The 16,234-nt window shown below is 55.9% G+C and carries 10 protein-coding genes and 3 tRNA genes; 7 read left to right on the top strand and 6 right to left on the bottom strand.

The window, feature by feature from the left end; translation table 11 throughout:
• A complete protein-coding gene (locus ACLI1L_RS07555) occupies window positions 1–2,442 on the bottom strand; it encodes a choice-of-anchor M domain-containing protein (protein WP_411707258.1) in 2,442 nt (813 codons plus the stop codon).
• Between the two features lie 233 nt (window positions 2,443–2,675).
• Between ACLI1L_RS07555 and gltX the strand changes: the two genes are divergently transcribed.
• From gltX to ACLI1L_RS07535, 4 genes are all read left to right on the top strand, one after another.
• Window positions 2,676–4,169, top strand: coding sequence for a glutamate--tRNA ligase (gene gltX / locus ACLI1L_RS07550; RefSeq protein WP_086589141.1), 1,494 nt, complete (start codon window positions 2,676–2,678; stop codon window positions 4,167–4,169).
• A 247-nt stretch (window positions 4,170–4,416) separates the two neighbouring features.
• Window positions 4,417–4,488: transfer RNA gene (locus ACLI1L_RS07545), tRNA-Gln, on the top strand.
• Window positions 4,489–4,527: 39 nt separating this feature from the next.
• Window positions 4,528–4,600 (top strand) — tRNA-Glu (locus ACLI1L_RS07540).
• Between the two features lie 690 nt (window positions 4,601–5,290).
• Window positions 5,291–5,366, top strand: a tRNA-Glu gene (locus ACLI1L_RS07535).
• 284 nt (window positions 5,367–5,650) lie between these two features.
• Here the strand turns inward: ACLI1L_RS07535 and ACLI1L_RS07530 are convergent.
• From ACLI1L_RS07530 to ACLI1L_RS07515, 4 genes are all read right to left on the bottom strand, one after another.
• On the bottom strand, window positions 5,651–7,858 hold the full coding sequence (locus tag ACLI1L_RS07530; RefSeq protein ID WP_411707257.1) for a YhgE/Pip family protein: 2,208 nt from the start codon (window positions 7,856–7,858) through the stop codon (window positions 5,651–5,653).
• Between the two features lie 3 nt (window positions 7,859–7,861).
• Window positions 7,862–10,513: a YhgE/Pip family protein gene (locus ACLI1L_RS07525; RefSeq protein ID WP_411707256.1), complete on the bottom strand. Its 2,652-nt coding sequence runs from the start codon at window positions 10,511–10,513 to the stop codon at window positions 7,862–7,864.
• 216 nt (window positions 10,514–10,729) lie between these two features.
• Entirely contained in the window at window positions 10,730–11,023 is a 294-nt protein-coding gene (locus tag ACLI1L_RS07520) for a hypothetical protein (protein WP_086588483.1), read from the bottom strand.
• A gap of 187 nt (window positions 11,024–11,210) precedes the next feature.
• On the bottom strand, window positions 11,211–11,894 hold the full coding sequence (locus ACLI1L_RS07515) for an IclR family transcriptional regulator (protein ID WP_411707255.1): 684 nt from the start codon (window positions 11,892–11,894) through the stop codon (window positions 11,211–11,213).
• A gap of 52 nt (window positions 11,895–11,946) precedes the next feature.
• Between ACLI1L_RS07515 and leuC the strand changes: the two genes are divergently transcribed.
• From leuC to ACLI1L_RS07500, 3 genes are all read left to right on the top strand, one after another.
• Entirely contained in the window at window positions 11,947–13,368 is a 1,422-nt protein-coding gene (gene leuC / locus ACLI1L_RS07510) for a 3-isopropylmalate dehydratase large subunit (RefSeq protein ID WP_411707254.1), read from the top strand.
• 21 nt (window positions 13,369–13,389) lie between these two features.
• Complete coding sequence (leuD, locus tag ACLI1L_RS07505) at window positions 13,390–13,980, top strand: 3-isopropylmalate dehydratase small subunit (RefSeq protein WP_411707253.1); 591 nt, start codon at window positions 13,390–13,392, stop codon at window positions 13,978–13,980.
• A 200-nt stretch (window positions 13,981–14,180) separates the two neighbouring features.
• A complete protein-coding gene (locus ACLI1L_RS07500) occupies window positions 14,181–15,056 on the top strand; it encodes a hypothetical protein (protein WP_086588486.1) in 876 nt (291 codons plus the stop codon).
• A gap of 104 nt (window positions 15,057–15,160) precedes the next feature.
• Here ACLI1L_RS07500 and ACLI1L_RS07495 read toward each other — a convergent pair whose 3' ends face one another.
• Window positions 15,161–16,159 (bottom strand): NUDIX hydrolase, encoded by a 999-nt coding sequence (locus ACLI1L_RS07495; protein WP_411707252.1) that lies wholly within the window; start codon window positions 16,157–16,159, stop codon window positions 15,161–15,163.
• Between the last annotated feature and the right edge of the window lie 75 nt (window positions 16,160–16,234).

The raw sequence follows: 16,234 nt of genomic DNA, 5'->3' as shown, positions 1-16,234 counted from the left end.
TTAGAAGTTGAGGCCGAAGCGTTTGCGGATGAGGTCCTCGTTATCGCGGAAGAAGTTATAAAAGGCCTTGAAAACCACCACGAGAACCGCTGGGAGGACCAGACTCCACGGGCTAAACGAGGACCCTGTGGGCTCTTCTGGCCTACCGGGGTGAGCTGGCTTGTCCGGCGTATCTGGGGCGGATGGTTGGGTGGAAGGCTCCTGGGAAGGCTCCGCGGAAGGCTTATCCGTTGGACTTTCGCTGGGCTCTCCGCTCCCAGACGTGCCCGGCGCGCGGAAGGAACAGGAATCCAACGTCTTATCGCCCACGGCAAAGGTGAGGGTTTGGGGCGCGGACTTTAGCTCCTTGCCGTCTGTGCCCGTGGCCGTATAGGTGGCCTCAAAGGTGTACAAGCCAGGCTTGGAAAAGGCCCAGTGCGTATGGGTATGGGCCGGAAAGTTGGTTTCGATGTTGTAGTCTTTAGCCGCAGAATTGGCGAGGACCGAAAAGCCCTTGCCATGGGTGCCATCGATGAATGCGCCCCATTCGGCACCGTCCGGCGTGGAGGTGGGCTTCAAGTTGAGGTTGACGGCATTGTCCTTGGTTAAGGAATAGTCCAGATCCTGGGTGTTATAGCCGGGCCAGATGATGTTTTGGTCCTGGGTTTGCGGCAGGTGATAGAAGCGCTCACCGGGCTTTCCTAGGAAATCGAACTCCTTGCCCGCGAGCTTCTTATTGCGCGGGGTAAGAGCATTATCGTGTACACCGAGTACAACGTCATCGAGTTTGCGGTCAACAGATTTCTTGTCTACCTGCGCCGTGTCATCGCGCAGAACGGTTGCAAAGCCTCCCTCGGCAGGCTGGGCCTTGATATCTACATGCCCACGGTCTAATAGGTACTTGTCGCTGCACTGTGCATTGCCGGTTTGCGGTTTTTCGGTGCCTGGCTGCGGCGCTGAAGACGGAGTATCTTGCTCGCCGGGAGTAGTCTCCGGTTCGTCAGTGGAAGTAGAAAAATTCCCATTGACTTCATAATTTTCGCCGAAAGCAAAGGACTCGGTGATTACGCTGCTGGCATGTCCGGCCTTCAGAGTGGAATGGGGGAAGAGGTTAACCTTGGCAAAATAGCCCTTGAAGTACTCGCCCTCATCAAAGGAGACCTCGCCGTGGCCATTAGTAATAGGGGTTTCCAGATCCACGGTGGGGTATTTCGCCCCTTTGGTGTCATAGAGCCCGCCGGTGAGTAGGCCGTTGAAGTTTTTATCCTCGGTATCCACCACGATCTTGGTGCCGCCATCGCCCTGCTTGCGCATGCGGATGGTGTAGCCCAGTTCCTTTAGCTCGGTTTCCTGGGTGGGGGCAAGCTGGCGCGGTTGGGAGGTTTCCTGCCACGTATCAGCGGCGGCAGAAGAATCGGTGTGGCTGGATTTACCGGGTTGGAAGTCAAGAGGTTGGGATATCCAGCGTGGGGCATCGCCCCCTGGGGTAAATACGGCCTGTACTTGGGAAGGGTCGGGGCCCATATATTCGTCCCACTGAGCATGCCCATCCTTGACGGGAAGGTCGGTGAGGAAGTAGCCGTCGATAAGCAGCGTGAGGGTGCCTTGCGCCTTGTTCTTGGCATCGAAGGAAATGGTGGTGAGCTTGTCGTCACCGTCTTTTTCGGGGTTGGACTTGGGCGCCATGCGCAGGCTGTAGCCTGCAGCAGCGGCGTTACCGGCTGCGGACTGTGCGAAGCGTTCCTTGAGGCTCGGCGTCTTTTCTTCTTTGGGTTTCTGCCCGCCCACTTGGATGGTGGTGGTCTGTGGCTCATTGGCTATGAGCTGGCCGTCCTTTCCGCGCGCACTGGTGCGGTAGGTCAGGCGGTATCGTCCGGGCTTGGTAAACAGCGTGGAGTTGTGCGTATGCGTGCCGGCAACAAGGTAAGCAGAGTGCGGCGAATCAGGGAAGGAACCGAGCATGCGGTGCAGCTGGGTGCCGGCCTCATCATCTTTATTGGTAAAAAGCTCCACCTCGCCGGGGCCATCGACGCTGAGCAAATCAAGGAACGCGACCCCGTCACGGAATTTGTCCGTGGGCAAGGAGGTATCGGCGCCAAAGCCCAGCCAAATGGGTGAAGTATTGCCGGATACTTGGTGCGGCGCTGTGTAGTAGGTCGTACCAGGTGCCCCAATGTAGTCTTGGGTCCCGTTTGCCGGAAGCGTATAGAGATACTGGTTGCTGTTATCTGTGGCGCTGTAGCCCTTGCCCACCCAGGCAACGGTGTCGGCTATCGGGGGCTCTTGACCGCCAAACTCGGACTTTAGGACGAAATCGTTGTTCTCCCAGAAAGACTTGGGGGAGTCAACGTGGGTATTGGTAGCGATGTGCTTGCCATCATCGGGGCCCGCGACAGCCGTAGCAGGAGTGATAAGCGCCAATGTGCTCAGCGTGGCAAGGAAACGGGTGCGTGGGGAAGCCACAGTTGGGAAGGCCTTTCTACAGTTCTCACAAGTTCACCAGAAACTATAGAAAATGATTCCCATAACCTGGTAGCTGTAATGGAAACCAGTTTCATCGACCTGTGGTTTTGTAGTGAATCTCGTTTTCGGTTACCCCAATTTGAGTGTAGGAATGGTGTGTAAACGGCCGCGCGCCGGGCAGAGCCCAAGGCCACTTTGGGCTGGTGCGGACTGGAATCGGCGGCTCCACTACGATGGTGGGCATGACTGAAGTACGCGTTAGATTTTGTCCATCCCCAACCGGCACACCGCACGTAGGCATGGTGCGCACCGCACTATTCAACTGGGCCTACGCCCGTCATACCGGCGGAAAACTGGTATTTCGCATCGAGGACACCGATGCTGCCCGTGACTCTGAAGAGTCCTACCAGGCCATCATTGATTCCTTGACCTGGCTCGGGCTGGGCTGGGATGAGGGCATCAATGTCGGTGGCCCGCACGAGCCTTACCGTCAGTCCCAGCGTATGGATATCTACAAGGAAGTCTTGGACAAGCTCATCGAAGGTGGCTTTGTCTACCCGGCATATTCCACCGCCCAAGAGGTAGAGGAGCGCCACAAGGCGGCTGGCCGTGACCCGAAGTTGGGCTATGACAACTTTGACCGTGATCTCACCCAGGAGCAGATCGACGCTTTTGAGGCCGAAGGTCGCAAGCCGGTGTGGCGCCTACGCATGCCGGATCAGGACTGGACCTGGACTGACTTGGTCCGCGGGGAAATGACCTTCAAGTCTGAAACCCAGCCGGATTATGTGGTTGCTCGTTCCAACGGTGCGCCCCTCTACACCCTGGTTAACCCGGTCGATGACGCCCTGATGCGCATCACTCACGTGTTGCGTGGTGAGGACCTGCTGTCTTCTACTCCGCGGCAGCTCGCGCTTTACGACGCCCTGCAGAAGATTGGCATCGCCGAGTTCACCCCAGAGTTTGGCCACCTGCCCTTCGTGATGGGCGAGGGCAATAAGAAGCTCTCTAAGCGCGATCCGCAGTCCAACCTGTTCAACCATCGTGATAATGGCATCATCCCGGAGGGCATGCTTAACTATCTCTCCCTGCTGGGGTGGTCGCTGTCTGCTGACCAGGATATTTTCAGCATGGATGACTTGGTAGAAAACTTCGACGTCCACGATGTGCTGGGTAATCCCGCACGCTTTGACCAGAAAAAGCTCGAGGCCATCAACGCGGATCACATCCGCCAGCTAGACCCAGAAGAGTTTGCCTTCCGTCTGCGCAATTACCTGACCGAATACACGGACTTTCCGGCCGACTATGACGGCGAGAAATTTGCCTTTGCAGCAGATCTGGTACAGACCCGTATCAAGACGCTTTCCGATGCTTATGGCCTCATGAGCTTCTTGGTTACCCCAGATGCCGATCTAAAGCTCGATGAGAAGGCAGCGAAGAAGAACCTCAAGGAAGAGGCCATTCAGCCGCTCGAGGTGGGCATCGAGATCCTCGAGGGCGTTGCGGAGTGGAAGACCGAGAATATCGAGGCGGCCCTTTCCAAGGCGCTTATTGAAGACCTAGAGCTGAAGCCTCGCAAGGCTTATGGCGCGCTGCGCGTAGCTATTTCTGGTGCCCAGGTTTCCCCACCGCTCTTTGAGTCCATGGAGCTGCTGGGTAAGGAATCTACCTTGGCCCGCCTGCGTGCCGCACGCGAGGTGACTCCCTACGTCCCGGCGGCGCAGTAGGTAGCGCTGCGGCAAGCGCTGCAGTCAACGCTGGGATTAAGAACTCCTCTCGCGTTAGCGCGGTGGATGACGGCTGAACTACAGCACTGTCATTCACCGCTTTTTAAAATGCCGCCTTTATGGGCTGAAAAAGCGTTATGCGCTGGCGATTTGGCAGTTTACGCGAAGATCATTATAGTTATTACACGTTGCAGCGAGCAAGGGAGAACGGCTGAAAGGCAGTTAGCTTCCCTAGCGAGTTAGCAAATGGCCTATGGTGTAATTGGCAACACAGCGGTTTCTGGTACCGCCATTCTAGGTTCGAGTCCTGGTAGGCCAGCAGTGAAAATGCTTTAAACGGCAGGCTCACTAGTTCTATGCCCCGTTCGTCTAGCGGCCTAGGACGCCGGCCTCTCACGCCGGTAACACGGGTTCAAATCCCGTACGGGGTACAAAGACCTCCAGCTTAGCGCTGGAGGATTTTTCATATCCGAGGCGGTATCCTTTCGGGGCTTAAAGGGGGAGGTATCGATTGCGACGTGTCTTCTAAAGGCCACGTGGAGATGTGGCCAAGCATGGGGGACTGGTTATAACCTAACCCCGGACCATTGGTAGCGTCCGCGCAGGCAGCGACGCGCCGCCGATAAGACCAGGGTTAAGACCACCGCGAAGTTGCGCAAACCCCTTCCAGTCCTGCAAGTACAGGCATAGACTGCAAGTACAGCAGAAAACAGACAGAAAGGAGAGCGGGTGACAGAAATCGAAACGCACCACAGCGAAGGCGCACAGGCCGAAAGCATAGCCAGGTAGTAACGCTATAATCCACAACTTCCTTCCCACCAACATTTGTACGAAGTATAGGAGCCTGCAGTATATGCACTTCGACGCACAGCGCCATCCCGAGTCCTACTAGCACAGCGCTCTCGGCCACGGACTATCCACAGACTGCATGCGGAATAACCACTGATTCGATCCGCACCCCGGCCATGAAGAACCCTCACTGCAGTAGAAGACTCGGGACCCTTTTCGTTTTCTTAGCCTCCGCCCGCAAAAACGCCCCTAAGCGTGCGATTTGTGCTCAGTTAACCCATCGTTTACTCTTAACAAGTCCGCAACGCACAGTGTGCGATTGCTGCGAACGCGCCCCGTTCGTCTAGCGGCCTAGGACGCCGGCCTCTCACGCCGGTAACACGGGTTCAAATCCCGTACGGGGTACCACTAGCAAGCTGCGAGCTTAATGGCTCGCAGCTTTTTGTTTTTAGTTCCAGGCGCATTTTTTGCGGTTGGTGGCCCATAAATCTCTCGGCCCTCAGGCGCCTGTATTCTTCAATTCTCGCTCGATTCTCGTCGAGCGCCCTAACAGTGGAGCAGGAGGCATTTCACCCACTACAGTGAGTTCTGAGTGGTCAGTTGCGCCCTGCGCTAGACCGCAGCAAGAAAGAAGCCCAACGGGCCGTGAAACGGCTCGCTGGGCTGTGTAAGGGGGCGTCGCCAAGCGCTGGCTATGCCATCACCTTCGTCTTCTTAATCGCCTTTTGTAGGCGCTTGTGATAAGCGTCCATGGCGCGGCGGATAAGGAGTCCGACGAGCAATGCTGGGATGGTAAACAGCAGCAGCATGCCCAACTCGCGCCAAATATCGCCATGGTAGATACCCGCGATGGCGCTGCGGAAAGCATCGATGGCATAAGTCGCTGGCAGCCACGGGCTGACGTTTTGGAACCATTCGGGCAGCAATGGCAGCGGGTAGGCGCCGCCGGAGCCTGACACTTGTATCACAAGCAGCAACACCGCCAAGGCCTTGCCGGCACTATCGAGTGTGATGACCAGTGAGTAAATGATCAACATGAATACCAGCGAAACTACCCATGCTGCGAACATGAGCATGAATGGATGTGCAGGCTCGATTTGGACGAAGAAGATGAGGCTGAGCACCACCAAGGTGGCTTGAGCCAGACCGACCAACGCGAGCGTGGCAAAGCGACCGAAGAATGCCTGGCCACGGGTGAAATCGCTTTCGTCGTACTTGCCGTTCTCGTCTTTTCGCAAGTACTTGCGCTCGGCGTTGGTATGGACCAGCACGCACGCTAGGAGGGCACCTACCCACAGCGACAAGGTGAGGTAGAACGGTGTCATGCCTACGCCGAAGGCGGCCACAGGATAGACCGGTTCACGGTCCACAGCCACAGGAGCAGCAATGCGGGAGGCGAGTAGCTCTGGGTCAGAGCCAACGATATCGGCCAGTTTGCTTAGGTCGCCGCCATGGCGAACCTCGTCGATCTTGCGTCCCATGTCCGCGAAACGGCCGCTTTGCTCCCGCAAGGTGGCAGCAAGGCCAGCAGTAGTATCGCGGGCGCGGGCGAGGCTTTGCTGTGGGGACTCGTTATTGCGAGAAACCGAGTCGCGAATACCAGCTATGTCCTGCTTGACAGCATCGATATCGCCCGCCACTACAGAGACGCTTTGGTTGAGCTGATCCAGCTGGGGCTTGAGGTTCTCGTTATAAGAAGTGCGCGCCTTCTCTGCGGCGTGCTTCGCATTGGCGATGGCATCCTTGGTGCGCTGGCGCGATTCTTGGGACGTGCCACGGCCCTGCTCAATATCATCGGCGGTCGAAACCAACGAATCATGCAGGGCGTTGCTCTGGGCGATAGAAGCATCAATCTGGCCCATCAACGCCTTATAGCCGCCAGCGACTGGAGCCGGCAGCGCCGCTTTATCGGCTTGCTCCTTGATGGAAGCGCGTACGCCCTCAAAGGCGCTCGTTTGCTCATTCACACGTTCAGCTGCGCTGCGGTAGGTCTGCGCCGTTTGTGCGGTGGCGTTACTTGCGTTATTGAGCAACTCATCCACCTGGGCAGAAAGCGCATCGTAGCTTTGCGTAGTAGCCGCTAAGGAAGCGTCTAATGAATCTGCAGAGTCATTGAGGGTGGAGCGCAGAATATCAATGGGGTTCTCGCCTTGGGCATTGTCCGTCTCCGTAGCCTGGCGGCCGGCCTCGGCGAGGATATTATCCGCTGCCTGCGTAAGCGGGAGGGTGGAATCGACAAGATTGCTTAGGGCACCTACAGTGCCTGAAGCCGCATCGAGGCGAGTACTGACATTATTAATGCGGTTGTGAAGGTTATTGAGCGCCGTCTGGGTGTCGTCTTCGTTGAGGTATTTATCCAAATCGGATACGACGCCGAGACCAACATTGGACACCACGCGGGTGAAGGACTCGTCGATTTTTTGAATGACGCCGTCCGCGCTCTTTTGCGTGATGGTGGTAGACAGCGCGTTCTTCTTCTCATTGGTATAGAGATTGAGCTTGCTGGGCTCGGTTCCTTCTACATAAAAGGTAAGCAGATCCGCGCTGAAATCCTTTGGCAGGACGATGCCGGCATAATATTCACCGGATTTTGTTCCTTCGACCGCATCGGCGCTATCTGTAATGACCCAATCAATTTCGTGATTGCGGCTGAGCTGCGAGAGTACTTCATCGCCCAAATTGAGCTTCAATGAGGCTAGGTCACTTTCGTGTCCCTCATCTTCGCTGGCAACAGCAATCTTGAGCTGGTTGGTATTGGCAAAAGGATCCCAGCTTGCTAGCACGTTGAAGGAAGTAAAAAGCAACGGAATGATAGCAAGACCGAAGATAATGACTGCGGTCATGACATTGGTGCGAATGGCGTGGAGGTCATCGCGGAGAATGGTCAGAATGTTTTTCATGACTTACTCGCCGCCCTTTCCGGAGTCATCGCCTTCAACGGCGGGTATTTCTTTAGTCTCGGTGGTATCAGCAGGTGCGGATTCCTCGTCCAAATCTTCCAGGAGGTAGCGGTTTGGATGTTCCTGTTGGTGCTCGAGGTGTTCCTGGATTTCTTCGTCGCTGAGATCCGCCAGGCGGTTATCATGTGCGATGCTTTGTTTGACGTACTCGAGGGAACAGATAACACCCACCGCGATGAGCGTAACCAGGCAGGCTAGGCCGAAGATGATGGCCTTTTCTCCAGGGTTAATGCGTGAGTAGATACCCAAAGCGACAACCAGCGCCAGGCCCACCGCCACGGTGATTTTCATCAACTGAGAGTAGTTCCTGCGCGCCATGCCCCACTTATCCTCAAGGCTTTGTTGATAAGCCTCGCGGTCGTTTAAGGCATAGAGGAGATCGGTGAAACGGTAGCGGCTTCCTACAAGGTGGACCTGTTCATTGATAACCAATCCACCCTTGCGCAGTTCGTCGTTGACCAACATATTGACGTTGGACAAGCCACGGCGCATCACCGTACCGATAATGTAGGCAATCGCAGCCATGCCAATGAGCGCGCAAAGGTCACGTGCGTAATGGTTACCGTAGAAACCTCCGACGGTTTCTCGCATGGCGTCAATGCCGTATGTAAAGGGGAGGAACGGGTGTACCGCACGGAAGAAATCTGGCGTCATCTCAATCGGGTAGAGGCCGGAAGCGCCAGGAATCTGGATGAAGGCGAAGACCACCGCGATGCCTCGGCCCACGTGGCCAAACGTAGACACCAAGCTATAGGTAATGCTCAGGTAGCACAGGCCTACGATGACTGCAGTACCGACATAAGCCGCTGCATTGGCATGCTCGACTCCAATGGCAAGGTTGCCGATGGACACGATGAGCGCTTGGGCGATGGCAAAGAAGGAGAGTAAAAGGAAGCGGGCAAGGTAAGCCGTGGTGATGGTGAGGTTTTTGCGACCCTGCGGGTCTACCTCAGCGCGGAAGATGATGAGCAGCATGAAAGCGCCGATCCACAGTGTGAGGTTGATAAATAGCGAGGACATGCCGGAGCCGTAGTGCTTCACAGGGAAGACAGCGTGGCTTTCCATCTCCGCAGGAGAGGCAAGGAAGGAAGAGACCTCATCGGTATTCAGGCCCTTGACCGACTGCAAGATGGAGTTGTTATTGGCGGTATTGCTCAACGCCAACACATCGCTGCGGGAGGCGCGAAGCCCTTCCTCAATGCCGTCTAGGTCTACGGAGAAGCGTTCCACTACCTGTTGGGCTTGGCTAAGCTGCTCGTCGACGCCGCCCAAGAGCCCATCGGTCTGGCCCACCAGGGCCTTTTGGCTTTCGAGCGAGGCGGAAAGTTTTCCGGTGGTAGCTGTGACGTCGGAAAGCGCGGCATTGAGCTTGGGCAAGCCCTCGGCCACATTATCGCGCAGCGCGTGGGAGTCATCGCGCGTTTGGGCAGCCATCTTATCCAGCAAGCTCGTTGTCTTATTGAGCGAATCGATGGTGTCGTTGGTATCGCTGTTGAGAGAGTCCAGGTCACCGAGGACTGCGCGGTTCTGACTATTGCGCTCACGCAAATCTCCCACCTGATCTTTAATCTGCTGGGAAACCTGTGGGGGCAGGGCTGGAGATGAGGCGAGCTTATCGAGCTGGTCAATAGCCCGATCCGCTTCACCAACGATGCCTGCTGCGCCAGCAGAAGCAGCATCGACGCGAGTGAGGGCACCGCGTAGCTTGCCAGATACCGAGCCCACGGTAGCGTTGGCAGAAGCGGTGCCGTCTGCCAACGCGGTCGTTCCTTCCACATAAGCGGCCGTGGCGTCATCGGAGAAAGAAGTGACCTCGCGCTGGACCTCGGCGGTAATGGAATTAACTTCGTTCAACGCGGTCTGCGCGTCATCGACGGTCTGTTGGACTGTCCCGAGTGATTCGCGCGCTTGCGCGATAGTCGGGCGTGCGTCATCGATGGTGGCGTGAACGTCGGCCAACTGGCTGCGCGAGTTGGCTACAGTGTCTGCGGTTTCCGAAAAAGAATCCGCGGTATCGCTCGCGGTACGGTTAATCTTCTGGCTTAAATCACCACCGGAATTTTTAAGCTCCGTCGCCACTGAATCTGCCACTTGCTCATTGAAAGTAGTGCTAATAGTGGTATCCAGAGTCGAAGCACCGGTATCAGTAATCTTCGGCGCGATTGCATTGAGCTTTTCGTTAACGTGGTATTCGAGCGTGGGCTGAGAATACGTACCTTTAAACAGGCTGACGAAATCGGCCGAGAAGTCCTCGGGCACTATTACCGAGGCGAAGACGTCACCCTTCTTAACGGCGTCCTCGGCTTCTTGCCTGTCCATGAATTGCCAGCCAAGCCTGTCGTTATCATGCAGCTTGTCAATCATTTGTCCGCCGACGTCTAAGTGGCCGGTCATCTCCGAGGTGGCGCCCTTGTCCTCATTTACAACGGCGACCTTGAGGTGTTCTGTGTTTCCGTAGGGATCCCAGAAACCGGAGATGTTTACCCAGGAATACAGGGCTGGGGTGATCATCAAACCAATAAGGATCACCCAGACCTGCGGGGTCCGCCACAAGCGGACAAAATCTTGGAGAAAAATCTTCCAACTAGTAATCACTCGAAGAACCGTAGCACCCAACCGGAAAGAACTAATAGTCTGACTGTCAGTTTTAACAGAAATGAGAGAGTGTGTCCTGTCGAGCTCGCAGATATGTTTCTGGTGTGAATTTCGGGGCGCTCTTTAGCGGAAGGGTAGACATAGAAATGGCCGCCGTGACCCACAAGGTGAAGGGCCAGGGCGGCGCACAATGAGGGGCTAAGCCCCGAGCTGCAACTAGTGCTCGTCGTAGTGATTGCCGTGTGCGGCGTGGCGGTGGCCGTCGTGCAGGTAGTCCACATGGTCGCCGTGCGGGATTGCTACGTGGCCGCAGCCTTCACCATGAGTGTGGTCGGTGTGAGCCTCGGCTTCCACGTGCTCGGTGGTCTCGCACTCGTCCCAGTGGCCATCGTGCTCGCGGTGGATATGACCTTCGTGGAGGTAGTCGGTGTGGTCGCCGTGTGGGAAGGATACGTGGCCGCAATCGGTGCCGTGGGTGTGGGTGTGGTTCTCGTGGGTGGTGTGGGTCATGATGACTGATCCTTTCTGGCGGGGAATAGTCCCCGTTGTTTTCAACGTATTTTCATTAAATCGCATTTTCAGTTTGGTCTCAATAGCTGGCGGCGAGTTTCCTCAAATTTTTTTAAATGAGTAGAAAAAGGCCATACCCGCCTCTGTCAGGATTAGGCAGAGACGGGCGGGGTGGGGTCGGGGGGGTTTAAAGCTTGCTGCTCAACTCGCGAGCGGACGCAGTAAGGATATCGGCGTACTTTTGCGCGGGTGAAGGCTGGAAGCGTTCGACAGATCCGGAAATGGACAAAACTGCCAGGAAAGTTCCGGCTTCGTCGAAAACCGGTGCAGAAATAGAGGCTAGCCCAGCTTCGCGTTCTTCAATGGACTCCGAATATCCTTGGCTTCTTGCTGCTTCGATGTCCTGGAGAGTAAACGAGGCGTCTTCGATATTGACATCTACATAGGCGGCAATGATGCGCGCTGCGGAGCCGGAGCTAAGTGGTAGCTGGCGTCCGACGGGGACGACATTATGAAGGCCAGACTCGGGCTCCCTGGTGGCAATACAGGTGCGGGTATTTCCAGTGACCTCGTAAAGCTGGATGGACTCGCCGGTGTCCTCGCGCAGCTTCTCCATAATTGGACCCGCCACTTCTAGTAGGTGGTCACGGTTGCCAGGGAGGGCTGGACCGGCCTTCCACTTTCCTTCGGGGGTGCGAACGAGGATGCGGTGCGCTTCCAGTGCGGTGGCTAGCCGGTGTGCCGTCGCCCGAGGTAGGCCCGTGGTTTCACATAGTTCGTTGAGGGTGGAGGGATGGTTGGCGGCGGCCATCATGATGGCCATTGCTCGATCCAACACTTTAATTCCGGAAACTGCGCTATACTCTCCCATACAATGAAATCTACGTCCCAAATTATGAGATTTCAAGTGTGGAGAGATGTTTATGAACCAGAAGCTGACATTGGCGGAAAAAGTGTGGCGCGATCACGTCGTCCAACGCGGTGATGCTGGGGCACCAGACCTCATCTTTATTGACTTTCAGCTACTACATGAAGTTACCAGTCCACAGGCCTTTGATGGTCTGCGGCTGGCTGGGCGTACACTGCGCCACCCTGAACTGCACTTGGCAACCGAGGACCATAACGTTCCCACGCAAGGCATTAAGTCTGGCAGCCTCTTGGAAATCAAGGATGAGGTTTCTCGCACCCAGGTATCGACCCTGCGTAAGAACTGCGAGGAATTTGGCGTGCGCTTGCATTCCATGGGAGATGCACAGCAAGGCATTGTCCATACAGTTGGCCCACAATTGGGTATCACCCAGCCAGGTATGACCATTGTGTGCGGCGACTCGCATACCTCCACCCATGGTGCCTTTGGCTCAATCGCAATGGGCATCGGCACCTCTGAGGTGGAGCACGTCATGGCCACGCAGACGCTTTCCTTGAAGCCTTTTAAAACGATGGCGATTGAGGTGACGGGCGAATTGCAAGAGGGAGTCTCCGCCAAAGATCTCATCCTGGCCATAATCGCCAAAATCGGTACCGGCGGCGGGCAAGGTCACATCATTGAGTACCGTGGTGAGGCGATCCGCAAGATGTCCATGGAAGAGCGCATGACCATCTGCAATATGTCTATTGAGGCAGGAGCCCGCGCCGGCATGGTCGCCCCAGATGAGACCACCTTTGAATATGTGAAGGGACGCGAGTTTGCTCCCAGCGGGGCGGACTGGGATGCTGCGGTTGACTATTGGAAGACGCTTCCCACCGACGAGGGGGCGGAATTCGATACCGTCGTTGAGATTGATGGTTCTGCGGTGACCCCGTTTGTTACGTGGGGAACCAATCCTGGACAAGGTCTGCCATTAGGGGAGAGTGTTCCAGATCCAGAAGACTGCGGTGACGACAATGAAAAGGCCACCGTAGAAAAGGCCCTCCAGTATATGGATTTGCAGCCGGGGACTCCGCTGCGCGATATCAAAATAGATACCGTATTCGTCGGCTCATGCACCAACGCTCGCATTGAAGATTTGCGCGCCGCTGCCGGTGTGGTCAAGGGCCGCACCATCGCCGAAGATACGCGGATGCTGGTAGTGCCGTCTTCAGCAGCTGTCAAGGCCCAAGCAGAGGAAGAAGGCTTAGATGAAATCTTCCGCCAGTTTGGCGCCGAATGGCGTACCGCTGGTTGCTCGATGTGCCTAGGAATGAATCCAGACCAACTAGCGCCGGGAGAGCGCTCAGCTTCAACCTCCAACCGCAATTTCGAAGGCCGACAAGGCCCAGGTGGGCGCACACACCTAGTCTCGCCCCAGGTGGCTGCCGCTACAGCCGTGACCGGATACCTGTCTAGTCCTGCTGACTTAAATTAAGCGCTAAGAAAGGCATTGATAATGGAGAAATTTATTACCCATACCGGAACTGGCGTACCGCTGCGCGTTACTAACGTGGATACTGATCAAATCATTCCGGCGCGCTACCTGAAGTCGGTTAAGCGTACAGGCTTTTCTGAAGGGCTGTTTTCTAATTGGCGCTCCGAAGAAAGCTTCGTGCTTAACCAAGAGCAATTTAAAAATGGGTCGGTGCTTTTTGCAGGAAGAGACTTTGGCACCGGTTCCTCCCGGGAGCATGCAGTATGGGCGTTGAGTGAATATGGATTCCGTGCCGTGTTTTCTTCCCGCTTTGCAGATATCTTCCGCGGTAACGCAGGAAAGTCCGGCCTTCTTACCGGTTTGATGGAACAAGAGGACATCGAGCTTATCTGGAAGCGGCTGGAGGCAGGAGAAACCCAGGTCACCGTTGACTTGGAGGCGCGAACGGTCACGGTGGGAGAAAATACCTACCGCTTTGACATCGATGGCTACACCCGTTGGCGGTTGATGGAGGGACTCGATGACATTGGTATCACCCTCCGTAACGAGGGCGATATCGCTGACTATGAAAAGCGACGCCCCGGCTTTAAGCCCTCTGTTATCGCCCCATAGATGGGAGCGCGGTTGGGGATGAACTTGCGCCAACACCCCTTCAGTCCTTTCTAAAGAAGGGGCGGTGGGGTGCTTTGCATTTGGGTATGAGTCTTGAGTACAAACCTTGGGGGAGCTGCGGGGGTAAAAATTGGTAACGTAAGGGTAACAATCACCTGCTCCAGTTTCCTGTAACAAAGTATGCCCCTAGCTTTAAAGCTATGAGCAATCCCTATTCGAATAATGATTCCTTTAATTCAGGAAACAATGGTCCAGGAACTCCCGGACCTGCGAGTGAATCTGCGCCCTACGGAAACGGCGCGCACGGCCAACCAGGCTACGGGCAGCAGTACGGTCAGCAACAGTTCGGGCAACCCGGATACGCTGGAAGCACCTACCAAGGAGAAGATTCCCTTATTGGTCGTGACGTAGACGCCATTCAGGTCATCGCGGATAGCTTCCGCTACTTCGGCCGCAATTGGGCGCAGTGGATTTTCGGTCCACTGGTGCAGATGGTAGTTCTCTCCATCCTCTATTTGCTGTTGGTCGCCGTCCTAGCAGGTAGCGGTTCATCCATTGATGCCCTAGCCAATAGTGGCTCAGGTTCCGACGCGCTTACCGGTGGCCTCATTGCAGTAATGTTCTTAGTCCTTATCGCCATGTTCCTCGTGCTTATTTGGGCAGCTAGCACCTGGTACAAGGCTGCTAATAAACAGGTTGCTACCGGGATGCTGGAGATAAAGGACTTTCTGAGCTTTAAAAATGTCGCCGGTCTCATGGCGGTGTATGTGCTTTCGACCCTGGTTATTTCCCTGGGCTTCATTCTCCTGATTATTCCGGGACTCTTCGCCGCCTTCTTCTTTACCTGGATGCCGGCTGTTAAGGCCGCACGCCCTGAGCTATCCGTTGGCGAGACCTTTGGGGCTTCCATTGAAGTAGCGAAGAAGAATGTCGGAGTGACCATCCTAGTAGTCGTCTTGATTGCCGTCCTGTACGCAGTGTTGAGCTTTACCTTCGTCGGCATGCTTCTGTTCCCAGCACTGAACACCCTCATTTTGGTCCTCTTCGTCCGTCGCACGCTCGGCTTGCGCGGTTAGAAAACCCCGCAGCCGCACGATAGTTGCGCAAGTAAGGCCCTGCTCGTCCGCCGCATGAGATGGAAGGCAGGGCCTTAATTGTTGGTCGGGGAGGAACTAGGAAACTAGCGCACCGGCAGTGGGCTAGCCAGGTAATCGGCGCCGGTGAGCTCGCCATTGTTGAAAGACAAGACCCACACAGAAGACTTCTTGAACTTCAGCTTGTCCACCGGCTTTTTAAGGAACTTTGGGGCGAGGTCCTCGATGATGCCGGGGATGGTGCCGCCTTGGCTGACAATAACGGGCACCCCGCCTTCGTTTACCACGCGGCGGAAGGCTCTCTTGGCTGCTTCTGGGTCGTTTTCCCAAGCCTCGTCGCCAAAGTTCTTATTGATGGAGATGTCCTTGCCCAGTTCGTCGGCAAGCGGGGCAGCTGTCTGCTGGCAACGTTGGGGCAGCGCAGAGTAAATGGCAGTGGGCTGATAAGCGCTGAGCATCGGGACCAGCATTTCCGCTTGGCGACGCCCCTTCTTATCGAGCGGCCGCAGGTTATCATCGCCTTCCCAGCTGGCGCTTTCATGCGCGTGGGCGTGGCGGACATAAAGAACGCGCGTGGCCGGTGCGATGCGTAGGCGTTTGGCGGCTTTAGCCACCACTGCGGTATCTACGTCGTAGGACAAGAGATTTTGCGCCTCGTCGATAGGCAGCCAGCGCAACTCATCGGTCTCACTATTGGCGGAATAGGTGCCGTCCAAATACTTAGCGACCCAGTAGTAGACGACCTTGGTCCGCCCCTGGACCGGATAGGTTACCTTGCCAATGAGCTTGCCTAGCCGGACGCTGAATCCGGTCTCTTCCAGGATTTCCCGTGCTGCTGTGGTGGGCAGCGACTCGCCGGGATCGACCTTGCCTTTGGGCAGGGACCAATCATCGTAATGGGGACGGTGGATTAGCGCGATTTCCGGTTCCTGCGGAGAACCACGCCAGATAACGGCGCCGGCAGCAAGGGTAGTGCGGTGGAATTCCTTGGCAGGGGCCACCGGGATTTCCTGATGGCGGCCGGAGATAAATTCCTCGTGCTGTTGATCCTTGTCGGTTTCGTGCATCTTTTTAATATTGGGCATCGTCTGCCTCCACGTGGCCTTTCCACAGTAATTGGCTTCATTTAAACAACGTCTAAGCGCCCATTGTCCCACGGG

Source organism: Corynebacterium sp. LaCa117, from assembly GCF_046717765.1.
GTDB lineage: Bacteria > Actinomycetota > Actinomycetes > Mycobacteriales > Mycobacteriaceae > Corynebacterium > Corynebacterium kefirresidentii.
The sequence above is the reverse complement of the archived record's forward strand: the minus strand, read 5'-3'. Positions and strand labels throughout refer to the sequence as shown.

Excerpts from the sequence above, each read along its gene's own strand:
- ACLI1L_RS07530 (WP_411707257.1), bottom strand. The coding sequence starts at position 7,858 with ATGAAAAACATTCTGACCATTCTCCGCGATGACCTCCACGCCATTCGC.
- ACLI1L_RS07515 (WP_411707255.1), bottom strand. The coding sequence starts at position 11,894 with ATGGGAGAGTATAGCGCAGTTTCCGGAATTAAAGTGTTGGATCGAGCA.
- gltX (WP_086589141.1), top strand. The coding sequence starts at position 2,676 with ATGGTGGGCATGACTGAAGTACGCGTTAGATTTTGTCCATCCCCAACC.
- ACLI1L_RS07495 (WP_411707252.1), bottom strand. The coding sequence starts at position 16,159 with ATGCCCAATATTAAAAAGATGCACGAAACCGACAAGGATCAACAGCAC.
- ACLI1L_RS07520 (WP_086588483.1), bottom strand. The coding sequence starts at position 11,023 with ATGACCCACACCACCCACGAGAACCACACCCACACCCACGGCACCGAT.
- ACLI1L_RS07500 (WP_086588486.1), top strand. The coding sequence starts at position 14,181 with ATGAGCAATCCCTATTCGAATAATGATTCCTTTAATTCAGGAAACAAT.
- leuC (WP_411707254.1), top strand. The coding sequence starts at position 11,947 with ATGAACCAGAAGCTGACATTGGCGGAAAAAGTGTGGCGCGATCACGTC.
- leuD (WP_411707253.1), top strand. The coding sequence starts at position 13,390 with ATGGAGAAATTTATTACCCATACCGGAACTGGCGTACCGCTGCGCGTT.